Consider the following 19,560-nt stretch of genomic DNA (forward strand, 5'->3'; position numbering starts at 1 on the left):
CGAAGGGAGTTATTGACCTATGAAATATATCGCCGCGGTGGCTAGCTTGGCACTCTTAAGTGCTTGCTCGCCGCAACCAGAAGAGACCTCAACGGAGGCTTCCATGCAGACATCCGTACCGTCGTCTATCACTTATCCAACCACGGTTCGAGGCAACGTCACTGATACCTATTTTGGTACGAGCGTAGCTGACCCATACCGTTGGTTAGAAGACGATCGTAGCGCAGAAACTGAAGCTTGGGTGAAAGCTCAAAACGAAGTAACGTTCGCTTACCTAAATGAAATCCCATTACGAGCGAAGATCAAAGACCGCTTAACTGAGCTGTGGAACTATGAAAAAGTAGGCTCACCTTTTAAAGAGGGTAACTACACCTATTTCTACAAAAACGATGGATTACAAAACCAATACGTGGTTTACCGTACCGATGCAGAAGGGAACACGGAAGTCTTTCTTGATCCCAATACCTTCAGTGAAGATGGCACCACCAGCTTGGCTAGCTTGAGCTTCTCAAAAGATGGTTCGATTGCTGCTTATGCGATCTCTGAGGGCGGCAGTGACTGGCGTAAAATCATTGTGATTGATGTCGAAACCAAAGAACAGCTTGAGCCTGTGCTGGTCGACGTGAAGTTCAGCGGTATTTCTTGGTATGGCAACGAAGGCTTCTATTACTCGAGTTACGATAAGCCGGAAGGGTCTGAATTATCAGCGAAAACCGACCAGCATAAACTGTATTATCATAAACTAGGTACTGCACAAGCTGACGATGCCGTGATTTTTGGCGGTACTGAAGCTGAAAAACACCGTTATGTGGGTGGCTATGTCACGGAAGATGACAACTATTTGCTGATTAGTGCATCGGTATCTACATCTGGTAACAAGTTGTTTATTAAAGATTTAACCAAACCAGAGAGCGAGTTAGTGACGATCGTGGGTGACACGGATAGCGATACTGGTTTATTAGATAACGTAGGTAGCAAGCTGTATCTGGTTACTAATCGCAATGCGCCCAATCAAAAAATCGTGACGGTTGACGCCAGTGCGCCGCAACCAGCTAACTGGCAAGATTTTATTGCCGAAACTGATTATGTGTTAAGTGCCTCAACGGGTGCTGGTTACATCTTTGCTGAATACATGGTGGACGCGATTGCCCAAGTACAGCAATACGATTACGACGGTAATAAAGTACGTGAAGTTGCGTTACCAGGGGTAGGGAGTGTCGGTGGCTTCTCTGGTAAGCGTGATGAAGAAACGTTGTACTATTCATTCACCAACTACAGCACACCAAGCACCATCTATGCTTACGAGCCGGATGCAGGTGAATCTGAGGTGTATGAACAGCCACAAACCGCGTTTAATAGCGATGATTATGAATCAAAACAGGTTTTTTACACCTCAAAAGATGGTACCAAGGTACCAATGATCATCACGCACAAAAAGGGCTTAGAGCTCGATGGCAACAACCCGACCATTCTCTATGGTTACGGTGGCTTCAACGTCAGCCTCACGCCTTCATTTAGTATGGCCAATGCCATGTGGTTAGAGCTTGGTGGTGTGTATGCCGTAGCTAACTTACGTGGTGGCGGTGAGTACGGTAAAGCATGGCATGATGCCGGTATCCAGTTACAAAAGCAGAATGTGTTTGATGACTTTATTGCTGCGGCCGAGTATTTAATTGCTGAAGACTTTACCTCAAGTGAGCGCTTGGCGATTCGTGGTGGCTCTAATGGTGGCTTGTTAGTAGGTGCGGTGATGACTCAGCGCCCAGACCTGATGCAAGTTGCTTTACCAGCCGTTGGGGTACTAGATATGCTGCGCTATCATACCTTTACCGCTGGCGCTGGTTGGGCCTATGACTACGGCACTGCAGAAGACAGCAAAGAGATGTTTGAGTATCTTTATGGCTATTCGCCAGTGCATAACGTCAAGTCTGGTGTGGAATATCCAGCCACCTTGGTCACTACGGGCGACCACGATGACCGCGTCGTACCTGCGCACTCCTTTAAGTTTGCCGCAGAGCTTCAAGCTAAAGCCGGTGGTAGCAATCCTCAGCTCATTCGGATTGAGACCAATGCCGGTCATGGTGCTGGTACTCCGGTATCAAAAACCATTGAGCAATATGCTGATATTTACGGCTTTACCCTGTGGAACATGGGGATTAAAGAGTAATCCATAAGTGCATGAAAAAAGCCCTTGTTGGTTTATCCAGCAAGGGCTTTTTAGTACGTGTAATAACTGGTTTGGGTGCTAATCAATACTAGGCTTTATAGCTAGGAACTTTAGGGCCATGTACCACTTCAACACTCAACATGCCTTGGTCGATTGCCGCTGGCAGGTCTGTTTCTAACAGCGGCTGAGCCTCAGCAAAAGGTACAGTTAACGCCATGACGCCCCAGGCTTGATTACGGCCGTGCACTTTACCGGCGTAGAGCACCATATCGGCAAGCTGTAAGGTATCTTCCCAGTCCATTTGATTCTCGTTTAAATCCGCAAATGGATAACTGATAAAGCCTGCCGTCGCGGTAACATGCAGCTCTTTATCACCAGAGTGGATTGGCTTTTCGCTAATGGCAGCCAGTAATCTTGCGGTGAGGGCTGGTAAGCGCTTCTGTTCGGTGTTGCTAAGATAAATTAAGAACTCTTCACCACCCCAACGTACCACCAGATCGGAATCTCGCGAAACCTCTAATAAGCGCTTTGAAACCTCAAGTAACACATCGTCACCCACGGCATGGCCAAGATTGTCGTTGATGCGTTTAAAGTGATCGATATCGAGCAAAATCATCGCATCACCGTGCGCATCATGCTGGTCGTTTAACTTATTTTGTAAGGCTCGGCGGTTTAACAGCCCGGTAAGAGGATCACGAATAGATTGTTCAGCTAGTTTTACGTTCGCCACTTTAAGTTCTTGGTTAGAGCGACGCGCTGAGCGGTACAACATAAAGACTAAGACTGCGCCAAACAGTGCCACCACGACCAATAGCAGCAAGATTGTGCGCTTTTGCTCTTGGTTCTGAATGAGCTGCTGGTTCAACTCGTTTTTTTGCTCTAGTAGCAAAATTTGCTGAGCTTTATCTTTGCTATCGTACAAATTCTGTAACTCGGCAACGCTTTTCTGTTGCTCCGCTTTATAAATTTGGTCGCGTAGCTCTCGTTGCTCGAGCAGGATAGCAGCCTTTTCTTGATAGTTGCCGGCAATTCCAAGGGCTTCAGCATACTCACCAAGTAAGACTTCAGTGTCTACGGGCGCCCATTCAGCTCGTGCTAGTTCGACAATCTCAAGCATCTTACTCAGACCGTTAGCATAGTCGCCTTCGTAAACTTCAATAAAACCTAAGTTAAAACGAATGATGGTTTCGTTAAACTCATCGTTATTTAAGTTAGCGATAGCATAGGCTTCGTCGAAAGCTTGGCGCGCTCCGGCAAAGTCACGCACCTTCATATCGATATCACCAATATTATTAAGCACCGTTAAATAAGTGCTCTGATAATCGGTGTCGTCAGCTATAAGTTTTTTTACTTGGGCGTAATGAGCTAAGGCTGCATCATAATTTTCGCGGGCTGTTTCGATGACGCCACGCTGGAAGGTGACTTCTACCAAATAGGCTTTTGCATTAGGAAGCTCTGCCGTACGAACCTCAAGGTCATCCAATTGCTCTAGCGCAAGGTCATAGCTCTTCTGCTGATTATAAATGTTGGCGATGCGCAACTTGAGACTAGCTTGGCGCAATATAGTGCGCTCAGTATTGGTGCCGCTAATGGCATCTAGGGCATAGATAAGATGCTCGAGCGCTGCTGCGAATTGGCTACGAGCTGAATACACATAAGCAGCAAGATTATGCACAAAATACTTAACTCGAGGCATGGTTGCTTGTTCAACTGGCACTAACGCGTCATTAAGAATCGCTAACGCCTCAGAAACTTTATTATCTAACAGTAAAATATAGATTTCGGTGCCACCAGTTTCAGCTAAGGCATCGGGTAGGCCGCTGCGCTGCGCAAGTGCTTTCATTTGTTGTAAATAGTCTTGCGCCTGCTCGGGCCGTTTATTGTAATGATGATTAGAGGCGATGTAACCAAGCAGTCGAATGCGAGTCATGACCGGCGTTTGCTCGCTGGTGCTCTCATGCAGCTCAAGTAAACGAACCAGCGAGGCCTCATAATCAGACTCATTTAAGAGACCTTCGAGCTCTTCTTCTATTGCAGCATCCGTCGGCGGAAGCATGTCTGCATAACTCATATTGGCAAAGGTCAATGCCACCAATAAAAGCATGCTCAAAGTAGCCGCATGAATGTACCGAACCATGAATTCTCCCGCTGTTCTTCTTGGGTTATTAAGAGCACCTTATCGCACTGGTTGGGCCAGTGACAGACAAATGCGTTGAATAACCGCTATGACCGCTTATATGCTGTAGTGTTAATTGTTTGTAATCAAGCCGTTTGTTATACCACAAAGATACAAATGGTTACATATCGAAACAATGAAAATTTGCCTGTCAGCCAATTCAAGTTATAGTGCTGCAGTGAAAATATATCTTTACAGTTTCGTGTTTACCTTGAAGGAATCACACATGGCTTTAAGAAATAAATTTATAATCAGTGGCTTAGCGTTATCAACACTGATGATTTTTGGTTGCAGCAATGATGCGGCGACAGAATTAAAAGCGACACCGCCTGTCGCTGAGAAGATCCCGTACCTGGTTAAATCACCTCATGGCGACCGTAATGATCCATATTATTGGTTGCGTGATGATGAGCGCAAGGCGCCGGCTATGATCGCTCATTTAGAGGCAGAAAATGCTTATTACGATGCTTACCGCAGTAGCTATGCTGATTTAACCGCCACGGTTGAACAAGAAATCATCGGTCGTATCAAACAAGACGATAGCTCATTGCCTTATGTGAAAGGCGACTACGAATATTCAACGGTATACGAAGCAGGTAAAGAGTATCCTATTTACCAGCGTCGCGATTTGCGTGTTGCTGATGCTGAGCCTGAAGTGATGCTGGATGTGAACGAGTTAGCCCAAGGGCAAGCGTTCATGCAAGTAAGCAATATGCAGGTGAGCCCAAATCAGCAATTGTTAGCCTACATGGTGGATCCAACCGGTCGTCGTCAATACGAGCTACGTATTCGTGATTTAACCACCGGTGAAGACCTCCCTGACCGGCTACAAGGCTTATCTTCCGCTATAGCTTGGGCTAAAGACAACGAAACCTTGTTTGTGATTGAAAACGATCCGCAGACGTTACTATCAACTCGGGTATTGAAGCACAAATTAGGTCAACCTGCGGCACAAGCAGAATTGGTTTATGAAGAAACCGATAACACCTTCTACATGTACGTTAGTAATACCAAAGATGGTGAGTACATTACCATCAGCCTGTCCCAGACGGTATCGAGTGAGTTGCATATCTTAGATGCGGACACACCTAATGCTGAATTTACTTTGTTTGCACCACGTGAGCGCCATCTGAAATACAGTGCTGACCATATTGATGGGCGCTGGATCATTCGCACCGATATGGATGCTCCGAATTACCAAATGATGCAAGTGAGTCATGCTGACATTGGTGATAAAGCTAACTGGCAACCATTGATTGCGCCAAGTGATGACGTCTTTATCCAAGATTATGAGGTGTTTACCGATTATCTGGCGCTTAACGAGCGCAGTAACGGTTTGCGTCGAATTCGCATTGTGCCTTGGCAAGACCCAGCCGCCGCGCAAGTAGTAGCAGCTGATGAGCAAGCCTACGTGATGTCGTTTGAGCGTAATGTCGAGCAAGCTACCGATACCCTGCGTTACACCTACAGCTCGTTGACCACGCCAGCGACTATTTACGCATATGATATGAGTAGTGGTGAACAACAACAGCTCAAGCAAACGGAAGTACCTAACTACAACGCGAGTTTATATAGCACTGAGCGCACTTGGGCTAAAGCTGATGATGGCACCATGGTGCCAGTCACCTTGTTGTACAAAAAAGGCTTTAGCAAAGATGGTACCGCGCCGCTCTATCAGTATGCCTACGGCTCATATGGTTCTAGCTCAGATCCGTACTTCCGCTCGACGGTGTTTAGCCTAGTAGATCGCGGTTTTGTTTATGCAATAGCCCATATTCGTGGTGGCCAAGAAATGGGGCGGCAGTGGTATGAAGACGGTAAACTGCTTAATAAAATCAATACATTTACTGACTTTATTGATGTTACCGAGCACCTCGTGGCGGCGGGCTATGCGCATCCAGATAAAGTGTTTGCGATGGGCGGTAGCGCTGGTGGCTTGTTGATGGGTGCTGTAGCCAACATGGCTCCACAACATTACCGCGGGCTGATGGCACACGTACCTTTTGTGGACGTGGTCACCACCATGCTGGATGAAACCATTCCGTTAACCACCAACGAGTTTGATGAGTGGGGTAATCCTAAGCAAAAAGCTTACTACGATTATATGTTGTCGTATTCTCCATACGATCAAGTGAGTGCACAGGACTACCCAGCGATCTTGGTTACAACCGGTTTACACGATTCACAGGTGCAATATTTTGAGCCAGCTAAATGGGTCGCTAAATTACGGGAACACAAAACCGATGCTAACCCGCTGATGTTCAAAACCAACATGACTGCTGGACATGGCGGTAGTTCAGGCCGGTTTGCGCGAATGAAAGAAATTGCTGAAGAGTATGCTTTTATCTTGAATTTGCTTGAAGCTAAGTAGACTCGATTTAAACCTGCGATAGCTTCAATAAGAAAAAGCCAGTAAGCGCTAACTTACTGGCTTTTTTATTTTCTATGCGAAGGGATTAGCAGTTATCTTAAAACTCTGCGTTGTGATAAATGTTCTGCACATCATCACAGTCATTCAGCATGTCTAAAAACTTCTCCATCAACGCAATATCGTCGTCCCCGCTAAGCGTAGTACTCACTTGCGGCAGATACTGAATTTCGTCAACTTCAAAGTCCAGATCAGGAAACGCATCCAATAAGGCTTGCTTAGCTTTGTACGACTCTGTATGAGGCGCAAATACGGTGATAAAACCGCCTTCAGCCTCAACATCAGTCACATCGACATCAGCCATCATTAAGGCTTCAAGCACGGCATCTTCATCTTCGCCAGCAAAGCGCAAAATGGCGCAATGGTCAAACATGTGCGCCACACTGCCCGGAGCCCCTAACTTACATTTAGTTTTGGTAAAGCAGTTGCGCACTTCACCGATGGTACGGTTAGGGTTATCCGTTAAACACTCCACCATCACCATGCAGTTACCAGGGCCAAAACCTTCATAAATGGCTGGCGCATAGTCTTCGCCCGCGCCACCTTTTGCTTTATCGATGGCCTTTTCAATAACGTGGGCTGGCACTTGGTCTTTCTTGGCACTGTCAATTAAGCTGCGCAACTGCAAGTTACCGACTGGATCAATCCCACCTTGCTTTGCTACAACGTAAATTTGGCGGCCATATTTACTGTAAACTTTGCTTTTTGCCGCAGCAGTCTTGGCCATCGACTCTTTGCGGTTTTGATAGGCACGACCCATAATTGCTCTCGCTATTGTTTTTTTAGAAAGGCGCAATTTTAAACTGAGTTACAGGTGATAATCCAGTTTAAACCACCAGATTCGTCCGGGTTCGTTAACTTGAGTTATCTGCTCAAAGCCTGCAACCATGGCTCCAGCACTGCTTAGATGTTCCGCATAAGCTTTATCCAACAGGTTATCAATGCCAAAACTTAGCTTCAATTGCTCGTTTAGTGACCAATGGGCGTTGATGGCTAAGGTGCCAAAACCAGCAGTCGCTTTGAAGTCGTTGCCAACAATATTACCTTGCCCAATGGCGACGCGATGTTGATTATCAACCACCCGCCATAAGCCGGCAAAGGTCCAATCTTGCAACTGATATTCGGCTCCAAACTTAAGCTCTAACGGTGGCTGTTGGGCTAACGCAAGATGGTCGGTTAAGTTACTACCATGAGTGTAGGCCACCGAAGCATCAAGTAATAGGTTATCAGACCAACGATAGTTGGCTAGCAGCTCACCACCAAAACTCTCTGCTTTGATGGAGCGGGCTAAATCAGCTGCCATGTGTTGGCCATTTTCAATCAGAATGTAGTTATCAACACGGCTATAGAACAACGAGGCCATGAATTCAAGGTTGTGCTGACGCAGATGGTAGCCAACATCCAATTGATGGTTAACTTCAGTGTCTAAGAAAAACGAGGACAAAGAAGCTTCACTACGGGTTTTGTTGCCAATGATCTCCCAGAAATCAGGGAAACGTTCGGCTCTGCCAACTCCGACAAACCATTGATGGTCGCCAACTTTAGTTTCTGCACGCATAAACGCACTCACTAAATCAGCATCGCGCTCGGCATTGGCAGTAGGGTTCACAACTGGGCTCATCATAGTGCCTAGTTGCTGACGTTGGTCAAGGGCTTGCCATTGATCAAAGCGTACTCCCGATAACAGCAAGGTGCGGTCTGTCAGGGCATAGCTAGCTTCCGCAAAAAAACCTGTTTGCTCAAAAATGGCATCTGCAATTCTTGGTTTTTCTTCATAGGGCATCAGCGGTTGGTTCATGCTAACGCGCTCGCGGTGCTCATGATATTGATGGTCTAACCCGACCTTTAACGCAGACCAAAACTCGCTATCGATGGTGGCAACTAAACGGCCACCGCGAGTGTATCGGTCGGGGTTACGAGCCGCTGGGTTCGGCATCATGCCAGTTGGCCGAAAGTCTCGTAAACTGTAGTTATCCATCACGTGATCGACATAGCCGTAATAGACTTGTGCATCAAACTCAGCTAACCAATCGGTGAGATACGCTTGGCGCCAACGCAAGCTGGCACTGTCGCGATCAAAAACTGAGCCATCCATCGCCCGGTCAGCATAGGCAGCTTCTGCACCACTATTGCCCAAGGTTACCATCAGTAGCGTATCGGCAGACGGGGTCCAGCCCAACTGTAAATCGGTACCCCAGCGCTCGTAGGCACTATTCACAGCCACCCCATTACCATCCTCATAAGCATCAGCTTCACTGTGGGTGGCGCTTAAACGCATAAAGCCGAGCTCGTTGCCGATACCGTAGTCGGCATTAAATTCGCGGCGACCGTAAGCGGCGCCAATCAAGCTTACTTGGCCAGGGCTTTGGCTGGCATCAAACTGATAATTTTCGCGTTCGAACAATACGGTGGCAGAGGCGGGTCCATACAGCACGCTCTGAGGGCCTTTGATGATTCGAATGCGGTCAAAATTTTGTGGATTAATGTAGGCAGTAGGAGGGTCCATACGGCCACTACAACCACCCAAGATCATTTGGTCATCACCGGCTATGGTTAGTCTGGAGCCAGCCGCACCGCGGAACACGGGGTCACCACTGGTGCCACCTTTACGAATAATTGAAAAGCCCGGAATCGACTTCAAATAATCAGCACCATCATGTGCCGGTATCGGTTGCTGTGGCGCTTTAGTATCTTTTGCTAATTCAATACTGTTGAGCGGCTTTACCCCAGTAATAATAATACGCTCTAGGTCTTTGTCGGTTTCGTCCTGAGTTGGCTCATTGGCTATAGCTGCAGTTGCTAAAGTGGCCATAAATAATGCGAGAGCTGATTTTGCGAACATGGTAAATACCTCACCCAACAATGGTCTGTGTCATAGTGTGCGCTATTATCAACCTATTGAAAATTATACCGATGTGGCAAAGTGTCGCAGCTGGATTTATTGCCATTTGCATGCATACTTAAGAGGTATCTAAAAAGAGGTGGGTGATAGTGACGAAACGAGATAGCATCGTAGCCTTATTGCTACTCCTTATTACATTAACGGCAAGTGTAGTGATTTGGCAGCATGGTGCTGCGGCTAACCCCTATGCGGTGCTAGCCTTGGTGCCAATGGCCGCAGCTATGCTACTACTGCCGTTCCGGCTGGCCTGGCTGGTGATGGGATTAGGCATCGCAGGGCAGCTGTGGCAGCTGCAAGCCGAGCTACCCACTCATCATCAGATGGATACCCATTATCGGGCAATGGTTTATGGCCAAGTTTTTGCTGCGCTGCTGCTGGGAGTGACGTTACATTGGCTGCGAGTGCGTATTGTGCGCCAACAACAAGCGATTCGCTCATTGCAACAACGCCAACATCGTGATGAACAGTTGGTATCGATAGGTACGGCCGCAGCTCAGTTTAGTCATGAGGTAGCCAGCCCTATTCAAACCATCCAGTTCTTATTAGAAGACGCTCGCCAGCAATACCCCAACGATGCAGATTTGCAATTAGCGGAACAACAAGTCAAACGTATTCATAATTTACTGTTAGATTGGCGCCAAGTTGCTGAAGATGTTCGTACCCATCGGCTGATGCCGTTTGAGGTGCATCAGTTACTGCAGCAACTCCAAGATGCTTTGCTTATCGCACGACCTGATATTCACGCTAATTGGCACGATCAAGTACAACAGCCCGTTGCTGTGCGTGCTGATCGAACCTTATTACCCGCCTTATTGAGTTTATTGCACAACGCAGCCGATGCCGCGCAAGCAACGCAACAGCAACTCGAGCCCGAGCCGTTAGCGCATCCGCTAGCGATTGAGGTGCTAGCAGCCTTAGATGGTAACGATTGGGTATTAACTATCAGCAACACCGGCAGCGCTGATGAATTACCACCGGCCCCTCAGTTAGGCCAGCAGCTGTTACCCAGCAGCCGCGGTGCAGGCGCAGGCACCTTGCTTAGTTATTCCACCATTGAAAGGTTTCAAGGCCGAGTCAGCTGGCGCCGCGAACTCATTAGCAGTGCAGAGAACCTGATTCAAGTGGTGGCTGAAATACGTTTACCGACGGAGCCTTACAGTGACTGAACGACTCTTGATTATTGATGATGATATTACGTTATTACAAACCCTGGCTGCGCGTATGCAGCGCTATGGCTACGAGGTGATGACGGCGGCCAGCGAAGATGAATTGAAGCAGATCACAGTGTCGCCAATTGCCAACATCCTATTGGACCTAAAATTTGGCCATGCCAATGGCCTAGAACTGATAAAAACATTACAGCAACGATTTAAACCTAAGCACCTAGTAGTGTTGACAGGCTATGCCAGTATTGCAACCTCGGTTGCTGCTATCAAAGCTGGCGCTACAGACTATTTAGCAAAACCGATTCAAACCCAGACGCTATTGCAAAGTTTAGAACATGCAGAGAGCTCGCATGCGGATGAACTGCCAGAGCTGGCTGAACATCACCTCAGCCCCGCCCAGTTAGAGTGGGAGCACATTCAACGCACCCTGCAAGAATACGACGGTAATATTTCCGCTACGGCCAGAGCTTTAGGGATGCACCGGCGTACGCTACAACGCAAATTAGGTAAGTATTCACCCCTTAAGGAGTAACAGTATGAAAGCCATTAAAATAATCGCTGCTAGTGTGTTAGCAGCCTTGTCGTTAACGAGTTTTGCGCAAACCAGTAGCGCAGATGAGCAACAGCGCTTAGAGCAATCGCGTGCCATGAGTAAGGCACTCGGAAGCCAACTAAGTGCTACGCTCATGAAGGCCATGCAAGAACAAGGCCCGGTGCATGGTATCCAAGTATGCAATGAACAAGCACCAGCCATCGCTGCAGCCGTTAATGCTGCGAATCAAGGCGATACAAAGGCGGTAGTTTCGCGTACCGCTTTGAGGGTACGCAATACCAACAATGCCCCCACCGCCGAACAGCGCGCTGTGCTAGAGTACTTTCAAGCGCAGATGAACCAAGGCGAAACAGCACCAGAACTGATGTTTTCATCAAGTGACGGCAACCAGTACTATATGAAAGCGATTGTAATGCAACCGCAATGTGCTGCTTGTCATGGGGGCTCAATTAAGCCAGAAATTGCGCAAGCAGTACAAGCGAAGTATCCCGCAGATCAAGCTACCGGCTTTGCCGTAGGTGATTTGCGCGGCGCCTTTTTAGTACAGTGGCTTGACGCAAAAAATTGATCCTGATCAACATCTGCGCACCAATAACCTTATAAAATTTAGGGTATATCAACCAAGGAGTACAGTATGAAAAAATCAGCAATCGCAGCCAGTGTCGTTTTAGGCCTTTTAGCAACTCCAGCAATGGCAGAATTCAACGCTGACAATTTCAGCGTTAATGTTGGTGCGATCAGTGTTATGCCTGACGATAGCAGCAGCTCATTAAATGTTGTCGAAAGCTTAGCAGGCTTGCCCGCAGGCACGACCGGGGTAAACGTCAATACCAATACTCAGCTAGGTTTAACTTTTGACTATAAGTTAAACACCAATTGGACCTTAGAATTAGTTGCGGCAACACCATTTAGCCATGATGTGTATGCAACCGGAGCTTTAGCTGGTTTAAAAGTAGGTAAAGTAAAGCAATTGCCACCTACATTGTTAGCTCAATATCATTTTGATCTTGCAAATGATGCGATTGACCCGTTCGTTGGTTTTGGCGTGAACTACACTACTTTCTTTGATGAGCAAGCATCATCTGAGTTGGTAGGTGCGTTAACTGGCCTAGGTGCAGTCACCGCGTCAGATAGCGTTACTCTAGCTCTTAAAGACAGCTGGGGCTATGCCTTGCAAGCAGGTGTTAACGTTGCAATTAGTGACAATTGGGGCTTACACTTCATGGTCAGTAAAATGGATATTGACACCGATGCCGATGTTCGTATTAACAACGCAACCGCGCAGCGTGTTAACGTAGATATCGACCCGTATGTAGCGATGGCTGGTATTCGCTATCGTTTCTAAGCGATGGAAACTTATCGATACAAAGGCGGCTTCGGTCGCCTTTTTTTATGGTTGCAGTTGGTGAAAAATCATGTATTTTAGGATAAGCCGAAATACGAATGAGTTCGTATTATAGTTAACAAGGCCATTTTAGCTAAATACGACAGGAGCCCTACAATGAGCACTAGAATTCATGTTGAACCTTTTTTAGACGACGATAGCGAAACTTTTAGCTACGTTATCCACCGCACCGATGAAAAAGCTGCAGCTGTTATCGACCCTGTACTTGATTTTGATTATAAATCTGGCCGCACTAAAACCAATGGCGCGCAGCGCATGGTTGATTACATTAAGCAAAACGACTTGTCCGTAGAGTGGATCTTAGAAACACATGCGCACGCCGACCATTTGTCAGCAGCCCCGTTTATCCAACAAAACGTAGGTGGCAAGATAGGTATCGGTGAGCATATCAAACAAGTGCAAACGATTTTCAAAGAGATCTTTAATCTTGAAAAAGAGTTTTTACCCAACGGTACCCAGTTTGATCATTTATTTGCTGATGGCGAGCAGTTTCAAGTAGGTAGCATGCAACTGCGGGTTATGCATACTCCGGGACATACGCCAGCAGACCTAGCATACATTGTGGATGAGCAAATGGCTTTTGTTGGCGACACCCTGTTTATGCCAGATGTGGGTACGGCTCGTTGTGATTTCCCTGGTGGTAGCGCCACAACGTTATATCGCTCGATCAAAAAGTTACTAGCGTTGCCAGAAACGACGGATATTTATATTTGTCATGATTACCCACCAGCAGGTCGTGGCCACGAGTATCGCACCACAGTGGCTGATCAGCGCAAACATAGTAAACACGTGCATGATGGCGTGATCGAAGCAGAGTTTGTGAAAATGCGTGAAGAACGCGATGCAACGTTAGAGATGCCACGGTTGATTTTACCTTCTATTCAGGTGAATATTCGCGCCGGTAAAATGCCCCCAGCTGATGACAATGGCAAAGTGTACTTAAAACTACCCATTGACCAGTTGTAACAAGAGTTGGGGCATCCTAGTTTATTAACGGAGAACATTCATGGCCAAGAAGTTACCAGCTAAGTATGAAACCAAAGTCATGCCGCTGATATTGCCGATTGTAAAACGCTTGACCAAGTTGATCGTTGACTAATGCAAGTTGCCATTTTTTGGTTACTGTTATTGAGCTGTTTAACCCCATGGATGAGTGCACCCGTTGCGCTAGTTATGGGGTTTGTTGCAACTGCACTGGGATTACACCCAGGCCCTGTAGCAATAACCAGCTGGGTTAAGCAATTACTCGGGATAGCCATTGTCGCTATGGGGTTTGGCGTGCAGTTACAAGCGGCCGTTAGCTTAACGGGGAGCTATTTGGGGCTGATTGTTGCCTCAATTGTACTGACGTTAGTCGCAGCTTGGTTGCTTGGTAGGGCCTTTCGAGTTCACCCCACCACCAGTTATTTAATTGGCTCTGGTACAGCTATTTGTGGCGGTAGTGCAATTGCCGCTATTGGGCCTGCCATTCATGCTAAAGCCGACCAACTGGCGTTAGCTATGGCAACAGTTTTTACGCTGAATGCGGTGGCCTTGGTGGTGTTTCCGCTTATCGGCCATGCCCTTGATTTAGACCAGCATACCTTTGGCGTTTGGGCTGCCATTGCTATTCATGATACTTCGTCGGTAGTAGGGGCTGCGCAGGCCTATGGTAATGAGGCTCTGCAGGTCGCCACCACCCTTAAGTTAGCACGAGCTCTGTGGATTGTGCCGCTAGCGCTGTTATCAGCATGGTGGTATCAGCGGATGCAGCCGAACGCCGGGCGGGTTAAGGTAAGTTTGCCATGGTTTATTGTAGGCTATGTGCTGGCCATGTTAGTGCATTATGTTTGGCCGCAATTTACTCCTGCTTATGACCTCCTCTTTCATGGCGGTAAACAACTTCTTGTGGTTTGTTTGTTCTTGATTGGAGCTAGCATGAGTTGGACTAAGCTCAAAGCCGCTGGCGGAGCAGCCCTGTTATTAGCCGTGTTGCTGTGGTTGTTGATTGGCGCTGGTTCTTTAGCCTGGTTGTTACTAGCGAGTTAATAGAAGCCAACTTCATTTACCTTAAGTTAATTCTCCATGGGGTTAACGCGATGTTGGCCTATGATTATCGCGTTTTAATGAAACTTCCTTTGTAATTTGGCGCGAAACCACGTAGATTACGCGCCTAATTTTTGTTCGGGTGTACTATCGTGATCTCTGCTGCAAACATCACCATGCAATTTGGTGCAAAACCTCTTTTTGAAAACATTTCTGTTAAGTTCGGTGAAGGTAATCGCTACGGCTTGATTGGCGCTAACGGCTGCGGTAAATCTACCTTTATGCGCATTCTTAGTGGTGAGCAAGAGCCGTCTGCGGGCAACGTGTCCATAGAACCGAACTTACGCGTAGGTAAGTTACGCCAAGATCAGTTTGCCTACGAGCAATACACGGTTATTGATACGGTGATTATGGGTCATGCCGAGCTTTGGCAAATCAAGGCTGAACGCGACCGTATTTATAGCTTACCGGAAATGAGCGAAGATGATGGCATGCGGGTAGCCGACTTAGAAACCGAGTTCGCCGAGCTTGATGGCTATACCGCTGAATCAAGAGCAGGTGAGTTGTTGCTAGGAGTAGGGATACCACTTGAAGCGCATTATGGCTTAATGAGTGACATAGCTCCGGGCCTAAAGCTGCGGGTGTTATTGGCGCAGGTGCTGTTTTCTGACCCTGATATTATGTTGTTAGACGAACCGACCAACAACTTAGACATTAACACCATTCGCTGGCTAGAAACGGTACTGAATGACCGCCAAGCTACCATGATCATCATCTCGCACGACCGTCATTTTTTGAATAGTGTTTGTACTCATATGGCGGACATTGATTACGGCGAATTGCGTGTGTATCCAGGTAATTACGACCAGTATATGTTTGCGGCCACCCAAGCGCGTGAGCAGCTGCTGAACGAAAATGCTAAAAAGAAAGAGAAGATCGCAGAACTACAACAGTTTGTGAGTCGTTTTTCAGCAAATGCTTCTAAGGCAAAACAAGCAACCTCTCGAGCTAAACAAATTGAGAAGATTCAGTTAGCAGAAGTGAAAGCTTCAAGCCGAATCAGTCCGTATATTAGGTTCGAGCAAGAGAAGAAGCTGTACCGATTAGCCCTTGAAATAGAAGGCTTAAGTAAGTCCTTTGACGAGTTGCAGGTGCTTAAAAATCTCACCGCCATGATCGAAGTGGGTGAGAAGGTCGCAATTCTGGGTGCAAACGGTATCGGTAAAACGACGTTATTGAAGTGCTTAGTGGGGCAACATACGCCCGATAGCGGCATCATCAAATGGTCTGAAAATGTCAATATTGGTTACTATGCCCAAGACCATGCCGATTGGTTTAAAGATAAAGTTACCGTGTTTGAATGGATGAGCCAATGGATGCAGCCGCACCATGATGAGCAAGCTGTACGCAGTGTGTTGGGGCGGATGCTGTTCTCTCAGGATGATATTAAAAAGCCGGTGACCATTTTATCGGGTGGTGAAAAGGGGCGTATGATCTTCGGTAAATTGATGATGCAGCGGCCTAATATTTTGATCATGGATGAACCTACCAACCACTTAGATATGGAGTCTATCGAGGCATTAAACTTGGCCTTAGAACATTACGATGGTACGTTGATTTTTGTTAGCCATGACCGCGAATTCGTGTCATCGTTAGCATCTCGCATTATTGAATTAACCGACCAAGGCATGCGTGATTTCTCTGGTACTTACGATGATTACCTCCGCCAACAAATGCAGCAGGGCTAAGCCTCAGCTACCACAACTATTAGCAGTGTACAGCACGGACCTAGCTGCCGTGCTGTGCGCTGACCAACAGCTACATGGGCTATCTGTTCATGAACTGCAGCAAGCCGCTCAATACGCCGCACCACAACGTCAGCAGCAATTTCTGGCAGGCCGGGCATTAATTCGTGCTGCGGTAACACAGCTCAAGCCTCAAGTGTCTAATCAGGATATTGTGATTGTACGTGCGAGTAATGGCGCGCCAGAACTCATGGTGCAAGGCCAGCGTTGGCACTGCTCCATTAGTCACACTGAGGGTGCGGCCTTGGTTGGCGTCAGTGCTAGCCATGCCATGGGGGTGGATATTGAACGCAGCCGAGCGCCTAAACAGCTACCGTTATTATTGAAACGTTTTGCGGATGGCTTTTTGGCCGGGTTATCAGCTACCGTCAGTACCTCTGAATTTAGTCGGCGTTGGACCTTAGCTGAAGCCGTGACTAAATATCAGCAAGGGTTACTCATGCGTACCTTGCAGCAGCCTTTTGACGTTTATCAAGCAGCTGCTACTTGGCACCAGGTAGCAGTTTTTCAGTTGGCTATTTATCATCCTGAATTACCCGCTGAAAAACTGCGACTGGTAGATTTCAACCAGCTTACTGAGTAGCCTTGGGTTGCTCTAATTTTTGATAATACTCAGCATATTTGGGATGGTAAGGACCTGGTGGTAATCCCGTTTCTGCGCCATAAAAGACTTGACCGTTGGCAGTTCGGGTTAATGGCAGGTAGTTAGGAGCAGCACGTTCGATAGCTGCAGTGATAGCCATCGCCACTAAATCCGCCAATGGATTACCTGAGCTATTTTGTTGCTGCGGTGCATAAACCAACTCTTTGCGTGCTTGCCATAATAATTGCCCTTGAGCATTAACTAAACGATACTCAAAGTCGATTTTTGTATGTGTCGCAAGCACCATGTATTGGGCTGTCCATTCGTGAATGGTGACATACAAAATCGCATCAGCGCCAAACAACGCAGCTAAATTATCAGCTGGCGCTGCATGCACTTCAGCCGCTTCATAATAGCCTTCCGCTTCAAGTAACATTTTTACGGTATTGACCGGATAAGTGTAATAGCCTTTCTCGGCGAGCATAAAGGGTAAGGTTGCTAACACCGAGGTTGGTGCCTGCACATCAATGGTGTTGTTATTTACTGGCACCACTAAAATCGATTGCAGTTTAGCCTGATGCAATGGCTCGAGGTGCGTGGTATCTGGAGCACTCGCACAAGCCCCCAACACAAGGACAGTAACAAGCATGCTAACACGTTGGAGTAATGTCATGATTATTGTCCTTGTTGAGTTTGCAGGTTACGAATCAGGGCGGCCATAAACAACTGACTCTCAGGCCACGTGTCATGTTCTAGTTGATAAAACTTAATCGCCTCAGCTCGTTTACCTTGCTCTAGTAAAAAAGTACCAGCTTCAGCAAAGAGGCCAGGAGCAACAGGCTTTGGCTTTTGCTGGGCCGTTTCAATAAATTCTAAGTAATCAATCAGAATTTCTTCTTTAACTTCAGGTTCATGATAATAAACAAAAAGCGCTTCTTCGTAATTGCCCCATTGGTAAAGATTATTATTGGTGACACAGGCAGATGCCAGTAGGCTGCCTAAAACAACCAAAAGCAGTTTTAATTTCATGTATGCCAGTTCTCGTTAGGTACTATTCGTTGATGGTTATGGTGCTTTGCGTTGCTTCACTAAAGTAACGTGATTCTTGGTAGACCACTTGCTCCCCTTGGCGCACAATAATCAAATGCTGCCCAGGCACCAATTGAACTGCCCGCTCTGGATAGGTGTATTGGGCAAGGTCACCATAGCTGACGCCGTCAACAACCAATTCTAAGCCCGCAGCATCTGCAACTTTAAAGCTTACCTGCGGAGCCGTATCGGCAATGGTGGTGGTACGAGTCGGTTGTTTGGCACAACCAACAGCTAAGGTTAACGCCAACAGGGTTGCGGTTAGGGCTAAGCTGAGATTCTTCATTATTGTTGCTCTCTTACTTCGAGGGTTGAAAGTTCCAGATCCGTAATGCTGCCTGAGGTAATAGTACCTGCTGCGCCTTGGTCTAAATCTGTGCTGCCAAACAAACTTTGAATGGTAAGTTCAGCCACTTTTTTACCTGGTAACGTGATATTGCCACCGGTAGTGGGTGAGCGCACTACCTTACCTTTGGTTAGCACATCAAACACCATACCCGGCTTAACCCCTTGTTTTTCGCCGCCGCTAATAAACACCAGTTGGTCTTCGCTCGCCAATACATCAGCAGACCATGGTTTGGCTAGAATCAATTCCAGCATTTTCTCTACCGCAGCATTAACGGCAGCACCAATAGCTCGGTCATTTAAGCTGCCATCGTAGCCAGCAACCGAGCCAAAACCCATGGTGCGAGATTGCTCTAAGGCTGAGTTTCCGCTTCCTGATACCGAGGCAATCACTTGGCCCGTATTGGTGTCGACCAAACGTAAGTCTACGGTAGCAGTGGCCTCCTGCTTCGAACTACTCGATAAAAAGCCACGTTCACCGGTAGTTGAGCGACCAAATTCGGTGAGTGAGCCGATAACTAAGGTATCTACGCCCACTAAGTTATTAGCTTGCCCAGTAAGTTGCTGTTCTGCTGTTACCGCATTTAGATCGGGGCGTTCAAACACTAAAAATCGATTGGTATTGGCGATGGCCTGAGTAAACATATCGGATATTTTTTGGTCATGCTGACCACTACTGGCTTCGCGCAGAAGGCTGCGTCCGTAGTTAGTTTCATTGGTTAATCTACCTACCGCCAGCTTCCGCTTAAGGCCCAACTCAATGGGCTGTTCAGCCTGTTGCTGCGCCTGTGCCGCCAACTGTTGTTGCTGATTGACTGGCGGTTTGGTTGGTGTGGGTTGCGGCGCTTGGCTAGCGCAGCCAGCTAGGGCTAAAGCCGCCACAGCTGGTACTAAAAGATGTGCTTTGTTCATGGAG

General features: G+C 47.2%; 17 protein-coding genes. 10 read left to right on the plus strand and 7 right to left on the minus strand.

Annotation, left to right across the window (positions count from 1 at the left end; all coding sequences use genetic code 11):
* Positions 1–19 precede the first annotated feature (19 nt).
* The gene (locus tag ACQ661_RS05815; protein ID WP_431667905.1) at positions 20–2,167 is read left to right on the plus strand and encodes a prolyl oligopeptidase family serine peptidase; all 2,148 of its coding nucleotides are present in this window, start codon (positions 20–22) and stop codon (positions 2,165–2,167) included.
* An 88-nt stretch (positions 2,168–2,255) separates the two neighbouring features.
* On the opposite strand, the gene ACQ661_RS05820 is transcribed toward ACQ661_RS05815, so the two are convergent.
* On the minus strand, positions 2,256–4,304 hold the full coding sequence (locus tag ACQ661_RS05820; RefSeq protein WP_431667906.1) for a diguanylate cyclase domain-containing protein: 2,049 nt from the start codon (positions 4,302–4,304) through the stop codon (positions 2,256–2,258).
* Between the two features lie 316 nt (positions 4,305–4,620).
* On the opposite strand from ACQ661_RS05820, the gene ACQ661_RS05825 reads away from it, so the two are divergent.
* A complete protein-coding gene (locus ACQ661_RS05825) occupies positions 4,621–6,714 on the plus strand; it encodes a S9 family peptidase (protein WP_153826611.1) in 2,094 nt (697 codons plus the stop codon).
* Positions 6,715–6,811: 97 nt separating this feature from the next.
* Here the strand turns inward: ACQ661_RS05825 and ACQ661_RS05830 are convergent, their stop codons facing one another.
* Together ACQ661_RS05830 and ACQ661_RS05835 are read right to left on the minus strand one after the other, a co-directional pair.
* The gene (locus ACQ661_RS05830; RefSeq protein ID WP_110075670.1) at positions 6,812–7,531 is read right to left on the minus strand and encodes a YebC/PmpR family DNA-binding transcriptional regulator; all 720 of its coding nucleotides are present in this window, start codon (positions 7,529–7,531) and stop codon (positions 6,812–6,814) included.
* Between the two features lie 48 nt (positions 7,532–7,579).
* On the minus strand, positions 7,580–9,613 hold the full coding sequence (locus ACQ661_RS05835; protein ID WP_431667907.1) for a TonB-dependent copper receptor: 2,034 nt from the start codon (positions 9,611–9,613) through the stop codon (positions 7,580–7,582).
* Positions 9,614–9,762: 149 nt separating this feature from the next.
* On the opposite strand from ACQ661_RS05835, the gene ACQ661_RS05840 reads away from it, so the two are divergent.
* The 8 genes from ACQ661_RS05840 (at position 9,763) to ACQ661_RS05875 (ending at position 17,210) form a co-directional block, all read left to right on the plus strand.
* Positions 9,763–10,839 (plus strand): HAMP domain-containing histidine kinase, encoded by a 1,077-nt coding sequence (locus tag ACQ661_RS05840; RefSeq protein WP_110075668.1) that lies wholly within the window; start codon positions 9,763–9,765, stop codon positions 10,837–10,839.
* Complete coding sequence (locus ACQ661_RS05845; protein WP_431667908.1) at positions 10,832–11,371, plus strand: response regulator transcription factor; 540 nt, start codon at positions 10,832–10,834, stop codon at positions 11,369–11,371. Before ACQ661_RS05840 ends, ACQ661_RS05845 begins: the two co-directional genes overlap by 8 nt.
* Positions 11,372–11,375: 4 nt before the next feature.
* Complete coding sequence (locus tag ACQ661_RS05850; RefSeq protein WP_431667909.1) at positions 11,376–11,960, plus strand: Tll0287-like domain-containing protein; 585 nt, start codon at positions 11,376–11,378, stop codon at positions 11,958–11,960.
* Positions 11,961–12,026: 66 nt separating this feature from the next.
* A complete protein-coding gene (locus tag ACQ661_RS05855) occupies positions 12,027–12,737 on the plus strand; it encodes an OmpW/AlkL family protein (RefSeq protein WP_313932743.1) in 711 nt (236 codons plus the stop codon).
* Positions 12,738–12,893: 156 nt separating this feature from the next.
* The gene (locus tag ACQ661_RS05860; protein WP_431667910.1) at positions 12,894–13,763 is read left to right on the plus strand and encodes an MBL fold metallo-hydrolase; all 870 of its coding nucleotides are present in this window, start codon (positions 12,894–12,896) and stop codon (positions 13,761–13,763) included.
* A gap of 132 nt (positions 13,764–13,895) precedes the next feature.
* On the plus strand, positions 13,896–14,825 hold the full coding sequence (locus ACQ661_RS05865) for a YeiH family protein (protein ID WP_313932740.1): 930 nt from the start codon (positions 13,896–13,898) through the stop codon (positions 14,823–14,825).
* Between the two features lie 149 nt (positions 14,826–14,974).
* Positions 14,975–16,570, plus strand: coding sequence for an ABC-F family ATPase (locus ACQ661_RS05870; protein ID WP_110075662.1), 1,596 nt, complete (start codon positions 14,975–14,977; stop codon positions 16,568–16,570).
* A gap of 49 nt (positions 16,571–16,619) precedes the next feature.
* Positions 16,620–17,210: a 4'-phosphopantetheinyl transferase family protein gene (locus ACQ661_RS05875; RefSeq protein WP_431667912.1), complete on the plus strand. Its 591-nt coding sequence runs from the start codon at positions 16,620–16,622 to the stop codon at positions 17,208–17,210.
* On the opposite strand, the gene ACQ661_RS05880 is transcribed toward ACQ661_RS05875, so the two are convergent.
* From ACQ661_RS05880 to ACQ661_RS05895, 4 genes are read right to left on the minus strand one after another with little or no spacing between them, the layout of a single operon-like run.
* Entirely contained in the window at positions 17,200–17,883 is a 684-nt protein-coding gene (locus ACQ661_RS05880; protein ID WP_313932738.1) for a DUF799 domain-containing protein, read from the minus strand. The two genes, ACQ661_RS05875 and ACQ661_RS05880, sit on opposite strands and share 11 nt — an antisense overlap.
* A gap of 2 nt (positions 17,884–17,885) precedes the next feature.
* A complete protein-coding gene (locus ACQ661_RS05885) occupies positions 17,886–18,239 on the minus strand; it encodes a DUF4810 domain-containing protein (protein ID WP_110075659.1) in 354 nt (117 codons plus the stop codon).
* 22 nt (positions 18,240–18,261) lie between these two features.
* The gene (locus tag ACQ661_RS05890) at positions 18,262–18,585 is read right to left on the minus strand and encodes a hypothetical protein (protein WP_110075658.1); all 324 of its coding nucleotides are present in this window, start codon (positions 18,583–18,585) and stop codon (positions 18,262–18,264) included.
* A complete protein-coding gene (locus ACQ661_RS05895; RefSeq protein WP_431667913.1) occupies positions 18,585–19,556 on the minus strand; it encodes a CsgG/HfaB family protein in 972 nt (323 codons plus the stop codon). The genes ACQ661_RS05890 and ACQ661_RS05895 overlap by 1 nt, the downstream gene beginning before the upstream one ends.
* Between the last annotated feature and the right edge of the window lie 4 nt (positions 19,557–19,560).

It is taken from the genome of Pseudidiomarina sp. WS423, from assembly GCF_050750165.1.
GTDB classification, from domain to species: domain Bacteria; phylum Pseudomonadota; class Gammaproteobacteria; order Enterobacterales; family Alteromonadaceae; genus Pseudidiomarina; species Pseudidiomarina fusca.

Bases quoted from the DNA above. Each gene is read 5' to 3' on its own strand.
- ACQ661_RS05815 (WP_431667905.1), top strand. From the start codon at position 20: ATGAAATATATCGCCGCGGTGGCTAGCTTGGCACTCTTAAGTGCTTGC.
- ACQ661_RS05820 (WP_431667906.1), bottom strand. From the start codon at position 4,304: ATGGTTCGGTACATTCATGCGGCTACTTTGAGCATGCTTTTATTGGTG.
- ACQ661_RS05825 (WP_153826611.1), top strand. From the start codon at position 4,621: ATGATTTTTGGTTGCAGCAATGATGCGGCGACAGAATTAAAAGCGACA.
- ACQ661_RS05830 (WP_110075670.1), bottom strand. From the start codon at position 7,531: ATGGGTCGTGCCTATCAAAACCGCAAAGAGTCGATGGCCAAGACTGCT.
- ACQ661_RS05835 (WP_431667907.1), bottom strand. From the start codon at position 9,613: ATGTTCGCAAAATCAGCTCTCGCATTATTTATGGCCACTTTAGCAACT.
- ACQ661_RS05850 (WP_431667909.1), top strand. From the start codon at position 11,376: ATGAAAGCCATTAAAATAATCGCTGCTAGTGTGTTAGCAGCCTTGTCG.
- ACQ661_RS05855 (WP_313932743.1), top strand. From the start codon at position 12,027: ATGAAAAAATCAGCAATCGCAGCCAGTGTCGTTTTAGGCCTTTTAGCA.
- ACQ661_RS05860 (WP_431667910.1), top strand. From the start codon at position 12,894: ATGAGCACTAGAATTCATGTTGAACCTTTTTTAGACGACGATAGCGAA.
- ACQ661_RS05865 (WP_313932740.1), top strand. From the start codon at position 13,896: ATGCAAGTTGCCATTTTTTGGTTACTGTTATTGAGCTGTTTAACCCCA.
- ACQ661_RS05880 (WP_313932738.1), bottom strand. From the start codon at position 17,883: ATGACATTACTCCAACGTGTTAGCATGCTTGTTACTGTCCTTGTGTTG.
- ACQ661_RS05885 (WP_110075659.1), bottom strand. From the start codon at position 18,239: ATGAAATTAAAACTGCTTTTGGTTGTTTTAGGCAGCCTACTGGCATCT.
- ACQ661_RS05890 (WP_110075658.1), bottom strand. From the start codon at position 18,585: ATGAAGAATCTCAGCTTAGCCCTAACCGCAACCCTGTTGGCGTTAACC.
- ACQ661_RS05895 (WP_431667913.1), bottom strand. From the start codon at position 19,556: ATGAACAAAGCACATCTTTTAGTACCAGCTGTGGCGGCTTTAGCCCTA.